The 18,295-nt window shown below is 35.1% G+C and carries 16 protein-coding genes; 10 read left to right on the top strand and 6 right to left on the bottom strand.

What is annotated here, in order from left to right:
• The first annotated feature begins 116 nt into the window (after positions 1-116).
• From PBV87_RS22260 to PBV87_RS22240, 5 genes are all read left to right on the top strand, one after another.
• Positions 117-278: a hypothetical protein gene (locus PBV87_RS22260; RefSeq protein ID WP_154668753.1), complete on the top strand. Its 162-nt coding sequence runs from the start codon at positions 117-119 to the stop codon at positions 276-278.
• Between the two features lie 131 nt (positions 279-409).
• A complete protein-coding gene (locus PBV87_RS22255; RefSeq protein WP_053982689.1) occupies positions 410-823 on the top strand; it encodes a hypothetical protein in 414 nt (137 codons plus the stop codon).
• A gap of 122 nt (positions 824-945) precedes the next feature.
• Positions 946-4,362, top strand: coding sequence for a PD-(D/E)XK nuclease family protein (locus PBV87_RS22990; protein WP_271013793.1), 3,417 nt, complete (start codon positions 946-948; stop codon positions 4,360-4,362).
• A complete protein-coding gene (gene addA / locus PBV87_RS22245; protein WP_271013792.1) occupies positions 4,328-8,350 on the top strand; it encodes a helicase-exonuclease AddAB subunit AddA in 4,023 nt (1,340 codons plus the stop codon). The genes PBV87_RS22990 and addA overlap by 35 nt, the downstream gene beginning before the upstream one ends.
• A 17-nt stretch (positions 8,351-8,367) precedes the next feature.
• Positions 8,368-8,982, top strand: a complete 615-nt coding sequence (locus PBV87_RS22240; RefSeq protein WP_271013791.1) for a hypothetical protein — start codon at positions 8,368-8,370, stop codon at positions 8,980-8,982.
• Between the two features lie 74 nt (positions 8,983-9,056).
• Here PBV87_RS22240 and PBV87_RS22235 read toward each other — a convergent pair whose 3' ends face one another.
• Complete coding sequence (locus PBV87_RS22235) at positions 9,057-9,233, bottom strand: hypothetical protein (RefSeq protein WP_154668752.1); 177 nt, start codon at positions 9,231-9,233, stop codon at positions 9,057-9,059.
• 215 nt (positions 9,234-9,448) lie between these two features.
• Between PBV87_RS22235 and PBV87_RS22230 the strand changes: the two genes are divergently transcribed.
• From PBV87_RS22230 to PBV87_RS22220, 3 genes are all read left to right on the top strand, one after another.
• Positions 9,449-9,694, top strand: coding sequence for a (2Fe-2S) ferredoxin domain-containing protein (locus PBV87_RS22230; protein ID WP_053982685.1), 246 nt, complete (start codon positions 9,449-9,451; stop codon positions 9,692-9,694).
• Positions 9,695-9,711: 17 nt separating this feature from the next.
• Positions 9,712-11,178 carry a monomeric [FeFe] hydrogenase gene (locus PBV87_RS22225; protein ID WP_271013790.1) on the top strand — a complete coding sequence of 489 codons (1,467 nt, stop codon included), beginning with the start codon at positions 9,712-9,714 and terminating at the stop codon, positions 11,176-11,178.
• Between the two features lie 132 nt (positions 11,179-11,310).
• A complete protein-coding gene (locus PBV87_RS22220; RefSeq protein ID WP_053982683.1) occupies positions 11,311-11,547 on the top strand; it encodes a hypothetical protein in 237 nt (78 codons plus the stop codon).
• Between the two features lie 355 nt (positions 11,548-11,902).
• Here PBV87_RS22220 and PBV87_RS22215 read toward each other — a convergent pair whose 3' ends face one another.
• Positions 11,903-12,328: a DUF3783 domain-containing protein gene (locus PBV87_RS22215; protein ID WP_271013789.1), complete on the bottom strand. Its 426-nt coding sequence runs from the start codon at positions 12,326-12,328 to the stop codon at positions 11,903-11,905.
• A 25-nt stretch (positions 12,329-12,353) separates the two neighbouring features.
• Entirely contained in the window at positions 12,354-14,216 is a 1,863-nt protein-coding gene (gene htpG / locus PBV87_RS22210; protein ID WP_271013788.1) for a molecular chaperone HtpG, read from the bottom strand.
• Between the two features lie 274 nt (positions 14,217-14,490).
• Here htpG and PBV87_RS22205 point away from each other — a divergent pair, with 274 nt between their 5' ends.
• Positions 14,491-14,667, top strand: coding sequence for an alpha/beta-type small acid-soluble spore protein (locus PBV87_RS22205; RefSeq protein ID WP_082238536.1), 177 nt, complete (start codon positions 14,491-14,493; stop codon positions 14,665-14,667).
• Between the two features lie 89 nt (positions 14,668-14,756).
• Here the strand turns inward: PBV87_RS22205 and PBV87_RS22200 are convergent, their stop codons facing one another.
• The 3 genes from PBV87_RS22200 to truA all read right to left on the bottom strand — a co-directional run bounded on the left by PBV87_RS22200 (position 14,757) and on the right by truA (position 16,173).
• Complete coding sequence (locus PBV87_RS22200) at positions 14,757-14,939, bottom strand: hypothetical protein (protein ID WP_053982680.1); 183 nt, start codon at positions 14,937-14,939, stop codon at positions 14,757-14,759.
• A 9-nt stretch (positions 14,940-14,948) separates the two neighbouring features.
• Entirely contained in the window at positions 14,949-15,365 is a 417-nt protein-coding gene (locus tag PBV87_RS22195; RefSeq protein ID WP_053982679.1) for a DUF5721 family protein, read from the bottom strand.
• Between the two features lie 67 nt (positions 15,366-15,432).
• Complete coding sequence (gene truA / locus PBV87_RS22190) at positions 15,433-16,173, bottom strand: tRNA pseudouridine(38-40) synthase TruA (protein WP_053982678.1); 741 nt, start codon at positions 16,171-16,173, stop codon at positions 15,433-15,435.
• A gap of 214 nt (positions 16,174-16,387) precedes the next feature.
• On the opposite strand from truA, the gene PBV87_RS22185 reads away from it, so the two are divergent.
• Positions 16,388-18,283 (top strand): sensor histidine kinase, encoded by a 1,896-nt coding sequence (locus tag PBV87_RS22185; protein ID WP_271013787.1) that lies wholly within the window; start codon positions 16,388-16,390, stop codon positions 18,281-18,283.
• Positions 18,284-18,295: the final 12 nt, after the last annotated feature.

Here is an 18,295-nt window from a genome sequence, read left to right as displayed (position 1 = left end):
AAACCGGAACTGTAAAAATTTTGAAAAAATAAATCTAAATAGTTTGAAAACTTACTGATTCCCTCGTATAATTAGAGTATTAGTGTAATCGAATTTATCAGTTAAAGGGGGAGCATATGGGCAAAGTCAAATTCTATGAAGAGAAGTGGTTTTGGTATATTATCTTAGTAATGATTAGTATTATGTGTCTTACAAGAAGCAATAAAATTATCGTTAAGGGGAATTGCAACGGAAATGGGAATGGATCAGGTTCTAATAATACGGCCAATAATCCATGATATAAGGGAAGATGTTTTATAGATATGCACACAACTTGTTTATAAAGTTAAGTTAAAATAAATTCACTTGACAGAAGTTATGTAATGTGTAAAAATAAAACATCTTGAGTATATACAGGAAGGGGAATAGGATGAAGACATTAGAATTTTACAAACACCTCTTACAAGAAAAAGGTATCGAGCTTGAAGCGGGGGTATTAAAGAATGAAGAGCATTATTTTACAAAACTTTATGTGGCACACAAGCTTGAATCAGTAGACTGTAATGAAGAAGCGTATGAAATTTTACGTGGTCTTTATGAAAAAAGTGCAGTCCGTTATGATAGACACCTCTTTGCAAGTTATGAGGATTATTTAGAAGAAAAAGTAAAATATTTTGTAAGTCTTGCAAACTTAAGCTATAGCTTAACAGGGGAAGCAGCAAAAAGTTTACCATATTTAGATGAAGCTTTAATCACTTTAGATGGTGAAGAGAGTGCTTACCCATATATAGATAGAGATGAAATAGAAAAATTAAGAGATCATTATAGAAGCCTTGTTGGATAATCCAACAGGCTTTTTTCAATACTTGGGTCAAATTCTTACCAGGTACATAATTACGACAAAAACGGTGTCCAAGTTACGTAGAATTGATATAATAGAAGAAAAACTAAGAAGGAGGAAGGCATGTGGTAGAGTTTGTATTAGGGGTAGCCAAGAGTGGCAAGACCACAGTATGTTACAAGGAGATTCAAGAAGCTTTAAGAGAAGAGGCATATCATAATCTTATTATGATTGTCCCAGAACAATTCAACTTACAAATACAAATTGAGCTTGCTAAGCTCCTTAAGCCTGGACTTCTTAGAACAGAAGTTATGAGCTTTAAGAACTTAGCTAAAAAAGTACTTAAAGAGGTTGGTGGGATTAAGCAACCACTTATTGACGACTTAGAGCGTGTCATGATCCTCAAAAAATTATTAGAACAGCATAAAAAAGAGTTATCTTATTATAAAACAAGTTATAACAGTGAAGGCTTTGTTGATGGCATGAATCGTCTCATTACTATTTTTGAACAAAATGAAGTGGATAAGGTGATGTTAGATGCTTTAGCAGGAGATGACAAAAGTAGTGATGTGTTCAAATGCAAGATGCAAGATATCACAGCTATTAATGAATGGTTCCATGGCTTTATTAAAGAACGTTTTGTGACTGTTGAAAAGACAATGGAGCGTTTGGCAGGCTCTATTTCTAAAAGCCATTATTTGAATGAGGCTGTTGTATGGATTGATGGATTTTATGGCTTTACAGCAACTCAGCTTAAAATTATAGAAGAGCTTATGCATAAGGTGCAAAAGGTAGTTATTACCCTTCCCATTGATCGCCACTACGATAAGAGTGAATATGTTTATCCCAATAATCCATTCTATGATAGCATTAAAAATTATCAAGCGCTTATTAAACGTTGCGAGTTAAGCCAAGTGGAGTTTAAAACAGAAGTGATAAAACCTGAAAATGTAGATACAGATGCCTTGAGCTATCTTAATGAAAATTATCTCAAGTCTTATGCTAAGCCTTATGGACTACCACAAGAATCAGTCAAGCTTGCAACCTACGCTTCAAAAGATGATGAGGTCGTACAAGTAGCAAGGCAAATGGTGAAGCTTATTCGTGATGAAGGCTATCGCTACCATGATATGGCTGTACTTGTAGGAGATATGGGCCAGTATAAATCTACTATTGTAAGTACCTTTAAAGAATATGGTATCCCAGTGTTTATGGATGATAAAAAAAGTATCCATACCAATAGTTTAGTTGCTGTGATTGATGCAGTACTAGATGTGATGACAACCAGCTGGAACTATAAGAGTATGATGACATTCTTACGATTTAATATGTTAGACCTATCCCGTGAGGAAATAGACTTATTAGAAAATTACATGCTAGAGCATGGTATACAAAATAAGAGAAAATGGCAGGCAGAGTGGACAAGAGAAAGTAAAGGTATGGATTTAGAAATTATTCAAGGCATTAAAGAACGTGTTATGAGTCCACTTATTCATTTAGAAGAAATATTACAACAAGCCAAAGATACCAGTGGAAAAATGCCTATTAGTGAAGCGAGTAAAGCAATCTATCTATTCCTTGAAGAAATTCATGCTTATGAAACCATTCAAGCACGCATTGCATACTATAAGCTGAATGGAGAACTTGCCCTTGAATTAGAAAATACCCAGATATGGGGACAGGTTGTGGATACATTAGAACGTTTAGTAGATCTACTTGGGGATGAAAAAGTAGCTTTAAAAGCTTATAAAAATATCCTTAAAACAAGTTTTGGCTATATAGAGATGGGGATCATACCACCTTCGAAAGATCAAGTGATTGTAGGGAATATTGATAGAAGCCGTATTCCACAAGTGAAAGCACTATTTATATTAGGGGTTAATGAAGGGGTTATACCAAAAGTAGATGAAGGCATGCCACTCTTTTCAGATATGGACAAGTTGACCTTGATGCAACTTTGTGAAACTGGAGATGAGAAACGTTCTAGGCTATACGATGTTATGGTGAATAACCCACTCTATATGGGGCAGTTTTTAGTGTACTATGCTTTTACAAGAGCAAGAGAAAAACTCTATGTAAGTACCATACAAGCAGATGAAACAGGGAAAGCCCTAAGACCATCTATTGTATTCTATAAAATGAAGAAGATCTTTGGAATGGAAGAGATGAACAAAGATACCTTAGACCCACTTCAATTACCACGTCCAGCACTAGGGTATGTAGGCTGGGAGATGAGACGCTACTTAGATGGGCAAGGAGAAGAGGGACCATGGCAAGATGCCGTAAGTTGGTTTATGACTTCACCACAGTGGCAAGATAAGTTTAAACATCTGACAACCTATATGGCTTATAGTAATCAGCAAGATCAACTCAAAGAGGAAAATGCGAAGCTCCTTTATAGTGAAGGCTTAGTAACGAACATATCTCAGTTAGAACTTTATCGTAACTGTCCATGTTGTTACTTTATCCGTTATGGACTTAGAGCTTCAGAGCGTAAAGTACTTCAGTGGAATGCAGCAGATCTTGGAACACTTTTCCACCAGACATTAGAACGTTATCCAAAAGAGCTTAAAAAGCGTCAGGTAACCTGGACGACTGCTACGGAAGAACAACAAGATGAGTCTATTGAAGAAGCACTTCGCTATAGTGCGGCTAAGCTTAGTCAAAATGCGAAGCAAGATGGTAGATTTGCCTACACTTTAAAAAAGGCAAAGAAAATGACCAAACGTGCAATAGGTGCTATGACGTATCAGTTAAAGGCTGGAGAATTTGTACCAGAAGCCTATGAAGTAAGCTTTGGTAGTGAAGAGATGCCACCTATTGAAATTGTATTAGATGATGAACATACCATTTATCTACGTGGGCAGATTGACCGTGTGGATGTCTATATGAAAGATGAAGAAGAACGTTATGTTAAGGTACTAGACTATAAGTCAGGTAACAAAAACTTTAGTCTCCTAGAACTGTATCATGGTCTTCAACTTCAACTTTTACTTTATTTAGATGCTTATCTACGTCTTAATGAGCGCAATAAAGCTGCGGGTATGTTTTATTTCCATATTGATACACGTACCATCAAGTACGAGACAGGGATGGCACTTAGTGAAGCACTCACTAAGCAACTTAAGCAATACAAATTATCAGGACTTAGTATTGATAACTTAGATATTCTAGAAAAAATGGAATCAGGTATTAAAGGAGAGATTGTACCAGCAAAAGTGAAAAAAGATGGTACCCTAGGTAGTACATCTCAAGTTGCTAGCGAAAATCAGTTTAAAGCATTAATTGGCTATATGCATGATTTGATTCGTAACTTAGGTAAGGATATGTTAGCTGGGAAAATCAGTGCAAGACCTTGTAAATTAAAAGAAAAAGATGCTTGTGCATTTTGTAAGTACCATACGATTTGCCAATTTGATCCTGCGACAAAAGATAATCATTATAATCAACTTGAGCCATTAGGAAACAAAGAAATATGGGAAAGACTTGCTAAAGGAGGGATGAATGATGGCATGGACACCGATGCAACAAGCTGCGATTGATAAACGTGGTGCAACCATACTTGTATCAGCAGCAGCTGGTTCTGGTAAGACAGCAGTCCTTACAGAACGTGTATTTAAAAGGATTATGGGAAATGAAGAAGAAGTAGGTATAGATATTGATAGATTCTTGATTGTAACCTTTACAAGTGCAGCTGCCCATGAGATGAAAGAACGTATCGCTGATAAAATGAGCAAGGCGATAGAAACATTGCAACAAGAAGAGGAAAGTGAAAAGGCTATGGAGCAAGTTGCCTATTTAGAAAGACAACTTGCTCTTTTACCGAAAGCATCTATTTCTACCATTCACTCCTTCTGTCTTAAAGCCATTAAGAACTATTTCACCTACTTAGAGATTGATCCTAACATTAAAGTAGGCAATGAATCTGAGTTACAGGTTATGAAATTAGATATTCTAGAAGAAATGCTAGAAGAAGCGTTTGAGGAAGAAGATAACGAAGACTTCTTAGAACTTGCAGAGACTTATGGAAGCATTCGCGGATTAGAGCCATTAATGGATCTTATCTTAGATCTTTATACTTTTTCTAAGAGTACCATATTCCCCAATGAGTGGTTAGATGAGATGAGCAACAAACTTTGTGAGCCACATGAAGGGATTGGTGAATCAATCTGGGAAAGGGAACTTATAGCAGAGATTCTAGAAGACTTTAAAGATTTGAAGCTAGTCTATGATGAGGCACTTAAACTTACTCGTAGACCAGATGGGCCAGCAGCCTATGAAGAAACGTTGGTTAAAGATTTTGAACAAATTGAGCGCCTATTAGAAGTGCCAGTATCAGATGTAGAGATGCTTTTAGCTTGTATAGATGGTATAAGTTTTGGACGATTATCCAGTAAGAAGCAAGATTGTAGTGATATTCTTAAAGAGCGTGTCAAAGGCTATAGAGAACTTGCTAAGGATATTGTGAAGAAAGCTCAAACAGTAACCAAGCTTCTACGTGACCCTTATCTAAGCAGCAAGACATATAAAGCAGGTGAACTTATGCAGACACTTGTAAAATGGGTCAAAGCTTTTGATGCACGTTTTAGTGAGGCGAAGAGAGATAAAGGACTTGCAGATTATAATGACTTAGAACATTTAGCCTTAAAGCTTTTTGTAACACATGGTGAAACGGAAGATGGATATACCGAGCTGATTTATACAGAAGTTGCTAAGGAATTAGCAGATTTCTATGAGGAAATTTATATAGATGAGTACCAAGATAGTAACGCCGTGCAAGAGACGCTCCTAGGTGCTATTGCCTTAGCTAAAGAGAATGGGCCAACTCGCTTTATGGTAGGAGATATGAAACAGAGTATTTATCGCTTTAGACTTGCTAACCCACTTATTTTTGCAGATAAGTATGAACGCTATGAGAAGTTTGAAGAGGGTGCTATACAACCTGAAATCTGTATTGACCTTTCACAAAACTTTAGAAGTCGTGCCAATATCTTAGAAGCGACCAATGATTTATTCAAACAAATTATGAGTAAGCGTGTAGGAGAGCTTTGCTATGACGAAGATGCCAAGCTTAAAGTAGGTAACCATTATACAGAAGGTGACTACGAGGCCTACCAGGAAGAAGTGGCAGACCATGTGGAGGTATGCTTAGTAGAGACACAAGATACAGATAAGGAAGAGAACGAGGAAGCTTCAGGAGAAGATACACCACAAGACCTTAAAAATATAGAGGTTGAAGCACTTATGGTGGCACAAAAGATTAGTGCAATTCTAAGAGGTGAAGCCAATCCAAAGGTTGTCTATGATAAGGAAGAAGGGAAGTATCGTAAAGTAGAGCCCAGGGATATTGTAATCTTACTCCGCTCTGTACAGGAAAAAGCTAACTTATTTGAAGAAGCTCTTTTGCGTGAAGGGATAGATGCTTATGCTGATGTAAGTAGCAACTTCTTTGAGGCAATGGAAGTGCAGATTATGATAAGCCTTCTACAAGTTATTGATAACCCAAGACAAGATATACCTCTTCTGACTGTATTACGTTCACCGATGGTAGGTTTAGATTTTGATGAGATACTACAAGTACGGAAGCTAGATGAAGAGGTCGACCTCTATACAGCACTTTGTAAATATGTAGAAGAAAGAGAGCCATCTATAGCATTACAAGAATTTGTAAAATTACTGGCTCATTATAGAGAAGAAGCGTCACTTATGCCATTAGAAGAATTGATGGCAAGGCTTTTTATAGAGACAGGTTACTATAGCTATGTAGGCATGTTACCAGCAGGGGCTAAGAAAAAAGCCAATTTGAAACTGCTCAAGAAATATGCCGAGGATTTTGAAGCCAATAATGGTGTAGGACTTTTTGCATTTTTACAATACATGGATAAGTTGAAAGCATCAGGTGCAAAAATTGGAGAAGCGAAGCTAGTAGGAGAAAGTGAAAATCTTGTTCAGATTATGACCATACACAAAAGTAAAGGGTTAGAATTCCCTATTGTATTTGTGTGTAATACCAACAAAACTTTTAACAATCAAGATATTATGAAAAACGTCCTTATGCATCATGAACTCGGTTTAGGACCAAAGTATACGGATAAAGATACCAATATTCTTTATGAAACGTTACCGTTTGAAGCCATTAAACGTCGTATTATCTCTGAGAATATTTCAGAAGAGATGCGTGTACTTTATGTAGCACTTACAAGAGCAAAAGAAAAGCTATTTATAACAGGGACAGTTAAAGATATAGATAAAGAAGTTAATAAATGGAGTCCATTTGCCATTAGAAATAGTGAAGGGATTCTACCACTAGGACTTAGAAAGTCACCAACTTATTTAAGCTGGATTGGAATGAGCTTATTCGCACATGCAGGCTTTGATGATTTGCGTGCTAAACTTGGTGTAGAACCTACTTATCTCTTTGAAGGTAAAGGAAGATGGCAGCTGAGCTGTATACCTAAAGAGGCACTTCTTAGCAATCATCAAACCCTAGAAGAAAAGGTGGAACAAAGAGAAGCATTACTAGAGGATTGGAATGTAGAGACAGCATATACAGAACATAAGGATGCGCTTTACAACTATCTAAACTATGTCTACCCTTATGAGAGGGCAACAACGATGCCTGTCAAAGTTACTGTATCAGATTTGAAAAAACAAGCCATGCTAGAACATCAGGTTAAGGAAGAAAATGTTCAACAAAAAAACATGAAGGCTACAAGTATAGAGTGCCCAAGCATCCAGAGTGAGAGTAGTGGAGTGAACGCATTAGGAGAGAGTATACAAGAGGGGGATGAGTCTGTTATACTAAGTACCCAAATGTATGGACAAGATCAAGAAGAAAATACGGCATATTATATCTCTAAGCGTGTAGGTGTAGAGACTCAACAAGCTACAAAACAGGATGTGAATGTAGTAGATGAAGTACTTGCCACATCTGGTGATGATATGAGATGGGGAATGTTTGAAGATAAGGTTGTTCCAAAGTTTATGCAACAAGAAACAACGATGCAGGCAACTGTAAGAGGAACATTAATCCACAGTGTATTTGAGCAACTCGATCTCCTCCAATGTAAAACAGCTGACCTTATTATGGCAGAACTTACACGTCTTGTAGAGACGGGTAAACTTCATGAAGAAGCAGCAAGTTTAGTAGACTTAGCAAGATTAGAGCGTATGGCTCATTCTGAAATGTTAAAACGTATGGCAGAGTGTCAGCATATTTGGAAAGAAAAAGCATTTGTTTATTTATTACCAGCTGATGAAGTAGAAGAAATCTATGATAGAGAAGAAGAAATCTTACTACAAGGGGTAGTAGATACATGCTTTATAGAAGAAGATGGTTTAGTCATTATTGATTATAAGACAGATTATATTGATAAGCATGGCATAGAAGAAGGCATTAAGCGTATTAAAGAACGCTATAGTGTACAGCTTGAACTCTATGCAAGAGCCTTAAGCGAAATTACAGGGCTTCCTGTTAAAGAGAAATGTTTATACCTTTATCATATCGATACATGGGTAACTTTAGATTAAAATGAGGGAGAATGAAGATGATTAGATTAGAACGTACAGATGTTATGAACATTGAAAATGCTATTCGCGGAGCAAGAAATCCAATGAATAGCTGGCATAGAATAGACAGTCATTATGACGAAGAAGGTAACTATATCCTTGGAGAGAATGATCTAGATTTAGGATCAAGACTTTGTAAAGCAGGAAGTGATCACCGCAAATTCTTACGTCAAATCTTTGTTTCTGTAGATATTACAGCACCTCTTTACTGGTGGAAAGAATACGATACTTACAAAGTAGGTACAACTACAAACTCTACAAGTACAATGCATAAGATTCATAGTAAAGCTTTTGAAGTAGAAGATTTCAGCACAGATCATATGAATGAAGCAACACTTGCAACAATGGATTTAATCATTAAACAGTTAGAGACACTTCGTGTAGATTTTAACGAAACAAAAGATAAAACAACTTGGTACAGTATCATTCAATTGTTACCATCAAGCTATAATCAAATGCGTACATGTTCAATGACTTATGAGAACATCCGTAATATGTATACAGCGCGTAAACATCATAAATTAGAAGAGTGGCATACTTTCTGTAGATGGGTAGAGACTTTACCATATGCCCAGGAGTTTATAATAAAATAATAAAAAATAAAAATACCCCTAAGGTAGATTGCTTAGATAGAAGCAACAATACCTTAGGGGTATTTTTGTAATACTTAGTTTTTAGAATCCTCCTCAACCATACGCCAGCCTATATATTCAGTAAGACCTGCGCCTAGGTTATCCGTATTCATTTCTACCCCTCCACCAAGATTTTCGGTAGAGAGCATAGCTGCTAAAGGAACTTTGATAGGGGTTTCATCACATGAAACTTTACGATTTTTTGAGTTCATTTCATCAACCTCGCTTTGTGTTTGAAATGTTCTTTTAGTATTTGTAGTTATGAACGGATTATGTAATAAGAAATTTGAAATAAGCATAAGTTTAATTGAAAAATTCAATTCATCTTAGAATTATTTGATAAAAATATAACAAACTTGTTGATTTGAAGTAGGATTGAATATATTATAATATTATATTAAATTTTAAAAATAATAAGGGGGGCACAATGAAAACAATTAGTATTTGTATAGGGAGTGCGTGCCATGTTAAGGGTTCTTATGAAGTCATTGAGGTGTTAAAAAAACTTATTGTTGAGCAAAGCTTACAAAGTGAGTTGGAGATTACAGCAGCTTTTTGTCTTAAAAATTGTGTAGATGCAGTATCAGTAAAACGTTGGGATGGTAAGGTTTTATCTGTATCCAGGGAGAATGTTTCTCAGATCTTTCAAGATGAGATTGTAGCTTATTTATAATAAGGGGGAGAAACATAATGAGAACTTTTGAAACAGATGTGCAGTGGATTAGATATGAGGTACTTAAAAAGGTTATTCAAAAAACAATAGATCAAAGTTTTGATACAACTAAATATCAAATTCCTAATGAAATTTTACCAGGGAATAAGCCGATTTCAAGATGTTGTGTCTATCATGAGAGAGCGATTATAGAAGAGAGGGTTAATTTAGCCTCTAATCTTATGCTACCAGGACAAAATATTATTCATACTATCGAAAGTGCTTGTGACGAATGTTCAAGGGAACATTATACTATTACAGATTCATGTAGAGGATGTTTTGCACAACGCTGTATGCAGGCATGTAAATGTGGTGCCATTGAGAAAATTGATGGCAAAGCCCACATTGATTATAGCAAATGTGTGAGTTGTGGGAAGTGTAAGGAGGTCTGCCCATTCAATGCTATAGTAGATAATTTAAAACCATGTATACGTGCTTGTAAGGGGAAAGCCATTCAAATTTGTGATGATAATAAAGTAAAAATAGAAGATGAAAAATGCATTAGCTGCGGTGCATGTGTTTACCAATGTCCTTTTGGTGCAATAAGTGACCAAAGTGAGATTATACCTATTACCAAGTTGATAGAGCAATCTAGAAAAGATAAAAATGTTAATGTATATGCAGTTATTGCACCAGCAATAGTCACTCAGTATACAGCTAATATTGGTCAGATTGTGGGTGCTATCAAGCAAATAGGATTTACTGATGTAATAGAGGCAGCTTTAGGAGCAGATTTAGTAGCTTATTATGAAGGAAAAGAATTTGTTGAACGTGTCATAGAGGGAGAAGAATCTTGTATGCTGACCTCTTGTTGCCCAGCATTTGTATCCTATGTAGAAAAACAGTATCCTGAGCTTGTGGGGAATATCTCTACAATGGTATCACCCATGATTGCTACGAGAAGATTGATTAAACAAATTGATGACAAGGCGGAGGTAGTATTTATAGGACCATGTATGGCAAATAAAGAAGAAAAGCTACGTTATGAGAAAGCCGGAGAGAAAATTTATGCAATGACATTTGAAGAACTAGAAGCATTAATAGATGCCTATGGCATTAACATGAGTGAGTGCACAGAAGAAGTTTTGAATAATGCTTCATACTTTGGGCGTTCTTTTGCAAGGACGGGAGGCGTATCGGATGCAGTTGCATCCATTATAGAGACAAAAAACTTGCCACCTTCTAGTTATAGACCTCTAGTTTGTAATGGGCTACAGGAGGTAGATAAGGCGTTGAAGATTCTCAAGATGAGGAAGAATACCTTTAATTTTATAGAAGGAATGGCTTGTGTTGGAGGATGTATTGGCGGAGCAGCTTGTCTGACACATGATCCGCGCCAGAACAAGAATGTAGAAATATACGCAAAGAAGGCAGTTGAAAAAAGCATTAATGACTCTCTAAGAGTTATAGATTATACACATTTAGATTTGCATAAACCCTATTAGAGCACAAAAAGTCACCCTAAGACAGTCTTTTCCTCCCTGTGCAGTGCACAAAGACTAGACTTAGGGTGACTTTTCGTATGTGTGGCAAAGTTTGTAACTTTTTTAGACTTCCTAAGGGTGTAGTTATTACAAATGGGGAATAACGGTAGCCGTTGGTGTAGTACTCTTGGACTTACCAGGTTACACGAGCGTCTAGATGGTGTGCCTGCAGTGAAAGGGATCCCTAATGGATGTATCATGCCAGGTGTCCAAGCTGACCTTGTGTACGCTGGATTTACCTCATACGTGACCGTGGGCATAGGTTGTTTGCCATGTGTAAGAAATACATATAAAGGCGGAAGCCATTGTAAAGTTATAAGGAGCCAGTGACCTGTGGTTGCCACCACCTACAGGGCTGGTGTCTAAGAAGAGGAGTAGCAGCAAGTCGAGGGAGGAGGAGGCTTGAGAGCTACTCAGACTTCTTAGGAAGGTATCATAGAGAAAAGGGGCCTAGGACTTGTCCCATCTGATACTATATAAGGCGATTTGTTTTGCCTTATAACTATACATACGCCGCAGAGGAGCTGAATTCGTCGCTATTTTTATAAAAAGATTTGATTTAGTAAAAATTAATAAAGTATGAAGTAGTTGATTATACAATGTTGCTAAGTGATTGATTTTTAGTCTGGGCATATTCATTAAAGAAAAAGGCTGATTTACTTAAAAAGTAAATTAGCCTTTTTCTTTAATGAATATTAATCATATTATTTTTTAATGAATAGCGTTCTGCAGCTAGGTTTTGAACCAGTTCTTCAAATGTCCAGTGGATAGAGGTATCTGTTACAGTAGCCATAAGTGGTCTCGCAATACGGAACTTTTTCAAGCTCTCAATGAAAGCATTGATTCTAGGAGAAGCCACATTATTAAAGACAATTGCCTTGTAAGGAGGTAGTTCTACCGGAGTAGATTCTTGAAGTGGATTATTCTCTAGTAGATCAAGTACAGTAGTAGTAAGTGCTGTTTTGTTTACTAGAATTTGATCACTAAGTCCAGTTAATCTTGCAATATTCTTAAGGGTTTTAAGTTCTTGTGATGTAAAACCATAAAGCATGATACAAGTTCTAGCATGTATAACTGGTCTATCGTTGTCTTGCATTTTTTCAAATGACATGGGTAGTCACCACCTAGCGTTTAAATTATTTGTTAAGTAATGTCATTAAAAGTTCGTTGTTGCGTTGTAAGAATGCTTGCATTGCCTCTGCACTTAAGGTTTGATTTGAAATAAGGGCTAAGTCATAGAGGTGATGACAAACTAAATCTTTTGTATGCGCATCTAAGTCTTTGTCAGCAAGTGTTGTGATGAGTGGGTGATTTTCATTAAGTATTAATGTTGCTTCACTTGGTGCCATGTTTGCTGTATCCATGCCATAGAGTTTCATCATTTCTTGCATACGACGGCTTTCTTCAGAAATAAGTAACATAGATGGTACAGTAGTACTCTTAAGACTTTCAAGTTTTACTTTCAGCTTATCTTGTTTTAAGATCTCACCAAAGAGTTTACCAAGTTTTTCTTCTTTAGCTGTATCAATTGCTGCGTTATCTTGTTTAAGAGCAGAAGAGATATCTGAGTCAATACGCATAAAGTGAACATCTTTGTTCTTCATTTCAGCATGAGAGATAAATGAAGAGTCAATAGGATGATTTAAGTATACAGCAGACATACCATTTTCTTTGAACATACTTACATATTGCGCTTGTTTTTCTTTGTCTGATACATAGAATACTTTGTTTTCATTGGTATCTTTAACTTTTTCAAGATAGTCTTTAAGTGTAGTATACGTATCATCTATTGTTTTATAAAGGATATAGTCGTTCATTTTGTCAGCAAATTTTTCTTCTCTTAAGCAACCGTATTTAACGAATGGTGAGATAGAATCCCAACATGCTTCATAGTGCTCAAGTTCTTTTTTATAAAGAGAAATAAGCTTGTCTGCCACTTTCTTTGTAATGTAGTCAGAGATTTTCTTAACGAAGCCATCATTTTGTAAGAAACTACGTGATACGTTAAGAGGAATATCTGGACAATCAATAATACCTTTAAGAAGTAAGAGGAATTCTGGAATAACTTCTTTGATATTATCTGCAACAAACACTTGATTATTATAAAGTTTGATTTTTCCTTCTACCATTTCATATTCATTATGAAGTTTAGGGAAGTAGAGGATACCTTTTAAATTAAATGGATAATCCATATCTAAATGAATCCAGAATAGTGGTTCATTATAATCCATGAAAGTTTTGCTATAGAATGCTTTGTATTCTTCATCTGTACATTCAGATGGTTTCTTTGTATAAAGTGGAACAGGATCATTTACTGGAGTTGGTACGGTAGGTTCTTTTGTTTCACCTTCTTGAGCTGGCTCTTCTTCTTTATTGGCATCAATCACATAGATTGGTACTGGCATAAAGTTGCAGTATTTTTCAATTATAGAAGAGAGTGTGTAGTAGCTAAGGAACTCTTTGCTTTCTTCGTTTACATGTAAGATGATATCTGTACCGCGTGTTGTACGTTTACCTTCTGAAAGTTCATAAGTTGTACCACCATCGCAGTTCCAGTGAATCGCTTCACCACCTGTATAGGAAAGGGTATCAATTTCTACTGTATCAGCAACCATGAAGCTTGAGTAGAAACCAAGTCCGAAATGACCGATGATTTGATCTTTATCCATTTTATCTTGGTATTTGTTGAGGAAGTCTTCAGCACCAGAAAATGCGATTTGAGTAATGTATTTTTCAACTTCTTCTTCTGTCATACCAATACCGTTATCAGAAACAGTAATCGTACCTTCTTTTTCATTAACAGTTACTTTTACTTCAAAAGGAAGATTAAGTGTATCTGTTGTTTCACCCATATCACAAAGTTTTTTGAATTTTAAAATGGCGTCACATGCGTTGGAGATTATTTCACGAACAAAGATATCGTGATCAGAATAGAGCCATTTTTTAATAATAGGGAAGATGTTCTCACTATGAATTGATAAATTTCCTTGTTTAGACATATATAAAACCTCCTAAAGATAAAATTTGATTAAGTAATTATATAACTCCTTAAACATATCTATAATACTATTAACAAAAATTGATTGTCAACCACCTATAAGCAAGTAATCGAAAGTGTAATGCTACTTATATTTAAAATTGGAAATAAACATGCAAAAATGCCAAAATTTGCTGGTAATAATACAATGCATGTTTGGGTAAAGTATGACTATAACCAGCAACAAAAGCGCTGGTTAATAAAATCTAATTCATATTTTCAAGGAGGCAACTCAAATGAAAAACCAAGCATTAGACGCAATGAAACAAGAAGTAGCATCAGAATTAGGTGTACCATTAAAACAAGGTTACAACGGAGATATCACAGCTAAACAAGCTGGTTCTGTTGGTGGAGAAATGGTTAAACGTATGATCGCTGCTCAAGAAGCTCAAATGGGCGGACAATCAAAATAACAATTAAATAACGCGGTATCTTAACGACTTATGTAGTAGTACGAAACATAAGCAAAAGATATAGGTAGTAAAAAGGAGTAATCTTATGATTACTCCTTTTTATCGTTTATATGCTTATTTGTGTAAAATAATCCACCAATACATAAGAGCATTGCACCTATGGAAAGTAAAGTAATGAGTGTATGATGCAAAATAAAAATAGCTACTAGCAATTGGATAATTGTCATAAGTAAAAGGAGTAGAAAGCTGGTTTTTAATTTACTGTAATCCATAAGATCCCCCTATAAAAATTCATATTTAAAAAGAAAGTTTTTAATCTTAGTATCCCAAATATTTTCTGGTGATTTATCAAGTGTGAAAGTTTTATAGGCTACTCCAGTACTAACTGTAATCTCAGAAGCTTTAAAGGTGATATTAACAAAGAAAGTATCTACTTGATCGGATATGGCTTCTGTTTTTTGTTTATTGGTACATAAAATAATTTTAAAATAAGAAGGAGATTTACTTCCAGTAATAAATTGATAAATATAAGGTCGCATTTCTCCCCAAGTGAGATAGTCACTAAGACCTTCGCGCTCATCTGTATTGTAGAAATCGATATTTCTATGTCCATCTAATACGGATTTGAATGCAGTATGAATGACTGCTTCGCGTAATTGGAAACTATCAAAGAGATCTGATTTGATAAGTTTGTTCATGAATTCTTTTTTATGAGCAATAATATAAGCTTCTATAAAAATCCCTCCTTATACACTTTATATAATCTTAGTAAAGCACTTCTTCAAGGAAAAGTCCATGGCTTGGTGCAGTAGGGCCAGCTAAAGCACGAGATTTGCCTTCTAAAATGGTAAGAATAGCTTCTGGTTCCATATGACCTAGTCCTACTTCTAATAAAGTGCCTGTCATAATACGAACTTGATGTTGCAAGAAGCCATTACCATGATAATAGATAACAATACCACAAGATGTAGGCTGAATGTCAATACTGTGAATATGTTTGATCGTACTCTTCTTTTTATTTTTCATTGATGTAAAGCTTTTAAAATCATGGGTACCAAGAAGATGGGAAGCTGCTTGTTCCATTTTTTCTAAATGAAGTGATTCAGGTACATGATAAGCAAAGCGTACTGAGAAAGGGTCAGCAAAGAAGTTTGTATCAATATAGTAACCATAACGTTTTGTAAGACAGTTGTAACGTGCATGGAAACGTTCAGAAGCGTCTTTAAGACTAGTAATGGCAATATCTTGTGGAAGGTATTGACGTAAATAATGCAGAATCTCTTCTGGATTTTTATAAGTTGTTGTATGGAAGTTAGCAACTTGCATACGTGCATGAACACCTGCATCAGTACGTCCAGATGCAATAACTTGAATAGGTTCATCAAAAAGTTTTCCAAGGACATTTTCAAGTTTTCCTTGAATGGTTTTAAGTGGTTGATTACTTTGAACTTGCCAACCTAAATATTTGCTGCCGTCATAGGCAAGAGAAATTTTATAATTATACATAATAAACTCCTTTTAGGATTTCTATTTTAAGTGTTAACTAACGGATTTAATCTTATACAGTATAGCATAAGATTGAAGCCAACTAAACTAACTTAAAATAGGAGAAAAGTATAAAAAGACAAAAAATTAAAATAAAGATAGAAGTTTTATGAATGTTTAATAAAAAATTATATTATGATACAATAGAGTTACGGCTTAAAATAGGGGGAAAGGGATGAATTTGGCGAAATATAGAATGAAAACCTCTATTAAAACAAAGTGGACTATTTTTGTTTTAATATTAGTAATTTATCCAACGATTTTAATTGGGTATGTAGGTTATAAAAACTATGAAGAAGTCATTACAAAGCATTTTATTAATTCGGTGCAAAAGGATGTGCTGGTAACATCAGATTGGTTTGAAGAGAAGTTGCATGATATAGAAAAGTTTCTTACAGATACTCAATATGATGAAGCTATTTATGATTTTATGCAATATTATTATGGTCGTCTGAAAATGGCAGGGATAGATCCGAAAGATCATACGACTGAGAACATTGAGAAAATAGATAAGATGTTAATGAATGACTATAATATGAAAGAAGAAAAGGTAGGGAAGTACTTAAAGTCATTAGTTTTATCAAGGCAAGATATTACGTTAGCAGCTTATCAGTTTAGGGAACAAAATCAATTTAGTTATATGGAGTTTAGAGATGAGTTTAGGGACCGATCTAAAGCCAATTATGAGCGTGATCAATTTAATAAGTATAATGTCTTTAATAAAATTAATCAAAAGCTTGAAGATGAGGATTTGAATAAAACTTACTACATAGATGAGTTAAATAATATTTATTTTGCTCAGAAGCTTTTTTATAGAGATACTTATGAACATACAGGTACAATCGTTATTAAGCTAGATAAAAAACAACTCATGCACAAGTATGAAGAGCTACTTGAAGGGGCAAAAGAAGCTATTTATATACAAGCTAATGAAGGTTCAGAGCTTGTAGCTATCGGAAATTTAACGGAGAAGAAGAAGTTTAAGTTAAATGATTTTATGGAGATGCAACCAGAAAAAGATATTGTCTATAAAGAAGAAAATAAAAAAGAGGCGATTATCTATAATTTATTTTCTACACAAAACCTAACAGTAGGAACAGCAGTCTATATATCAACAGACATACTATTAGAAGAGATAAGAGCCTTATCAAGATTTATGTTTATGCTTTGTATTAGTACATTACCTATTTTCTTATTAGTTGCCAATAAACTTTATAAAGAGTTGATTTATCCAGTGTACCTGCTAAGTGATAAGATGCAACAGATTGAAAAGGGGGAAATGGGTGTTCAAATCAAGGGAGATTATCAAGATGAGATTGGATATGTTTACGCGTCGTTTAATAGGATGAGTAAGCAGATTCAATATCTGGTGAATTGCGTATATAGAGAACAGATTATATTAAAAAGCTCAGAGCTGAAGGCATTACAATCACAGATTAATCCACATTTTCTATACAATACATTAGAAATGATAAACTGGAAAGCGCGTATGAGTGGAAATGATGATATAGCACAAATGATAGAGGCATTATCAGGAATTATGGAAGTAAATATAGATAGACGGGATAGTCATTATTTAACACTTCAAGAAGAAATAGAGTACTTGAAAAACTATATTTTCTTGATTCAAAAACGTTTTGGAGAACGTATACAGTTTGAAACGAAGGTACCAGAACATCTATTAGATTATAATATACCAAGGTTAGTACTACAACCACTCATTGAAAATGCTATTTCACATGGTATTGAGCCAGTAGGGGAAGGCATTATTAGTATTGAGGTGGTAGATAATGAAGAAGAACTTACAATCTTTATTAAAGATACAGGCGCTGGTATTGAAGCAACTAGACTAGCGTATTTACAGCATGAACTTAATAATTCACAAAAAGTCTTTATTGAAAGTGAATCAGAAGAGAAGGGAAAAGGAAGAAATCATATTGGTGTTATTAATGTGCAAAAACGTATTAAGCTTTTATATGGAGAAGGATATGGGATTAATATAGAAAGTGAAGAAGGAAAAGGCACAGCCATTATTATGAAATTGCCAAAAACATCAAGTGAAACACTTTAAAGGGGGAAGGAA

Origin of the sequence: Holtiella tumoricola (genome assembly GCF_027857615.1) — a bacterium.
Lineage (GTDB): Bacteria > Bacillota > Clostridia > Lachnospirales > Cellulosilyticaceae > Holtiella > Holtiella tumoricola.
Note: the sequence above shows the minus strand (reverse complement) of the source record. Positions and strands in the feature narration are given on the sequence as shown.

Coding starts and splice junctions, on each gene's coding strand:
- PBV87_RS22230 (WP_053982685.1), top strand. CDS start 9,449: ATGAAAACAATTAGTATTTGTATAGGGAGTGCGTGCCATGTTAAGGGT.
- truA (WP_053982678.1), bottom strand. CDS start 16,173: ATGTATAATTATAAAATTTCTCTTGCCTATGACGGCAGCAAATATTTA.
- htpG (WP_271013788.1), bottom strand. CDS start 14,216: ATGTCTAAACAAGGAAATTTATCAATTCATAGTGAGAACATCTTCCCT.
- PBV87_RS22225 (WP_271013790.1), top strand. CDS start 9,712: ATGAGAACTTTTGAAACAGATGTGCAGTGGATTAGATATGAGGTACTT.
- PBV87_RS22195 (WP_053982679.1), bottom strand. CDS start 15,365: ATGAACAAACTTATCAAATCAGATCTCTTTGATAGTTTCCAATTACGC.
- PBV87_RS22240 (WP_271013791.1), top strand. CDS start 8,368: ATGATTAGATTAGAACGTACAGATGTTATGAACATTGAAAATGCTATT.
- PBV87_RS22215 (WP_271013789.1), bottom strand. CDS start 12,328: ATGTCATTTGAAAAAATGCAAGACAACGATAGACCAGTTATACATGCT.
- PBV87_RS22205 (WP_082238536.1), top strand. CDS start 14,491: ATGAAAAACCAAGCATTAGACGCAATGAAACAAGAAGTAGCATCAGAA.
- PBV87_RS22235 (WP_154668752.1), bottom strand. CDS start 9,233: ATGAACTCAAAAAATCGTAAAGTTTCATGTGATGAAACCCCTATCAAA.
- PBV87_RS22200 (WP_053982680.1), bottom strand. CDS start 14,939: ATGGATTACAGTAAATTAAAAACCAGCTTTCTACTCCTTTTACTTATG.
- PBV87_RS22185 (WP_271013787.1), top strand. CDS start 16,388: ATGAATTTGGCGAAATATAGAATGAAAACCTCTATTAAAACAAAGTGG.
- PBV87_RS22255 (WP_053982689.1), top strand. CDS start 410: ATGAAGACATTAGAATTTTACAAACACCTCTTACAAGAAAAAGGTATC.
- addA (WP_271013792.1), top strand. CDS start 4,328: ATGGCATGGACACCGATGCAACAAGCTGCGATTGATAAACGTGGTGCA.
- PBV87_RS22220 (WP_053982683.1), top strand. CDS start 11,311: ATGGGGAATAACGGTAGCCGTTGGTGTAGTACTCTTGGACTTACCAGG.
- PBV87_RS22260 (WP_154668753.1), top strand. CDS start 117: ATGGGCAAAGTCAAATTCTATGAAGAGAAGTGGTTTTGGTATATTATC.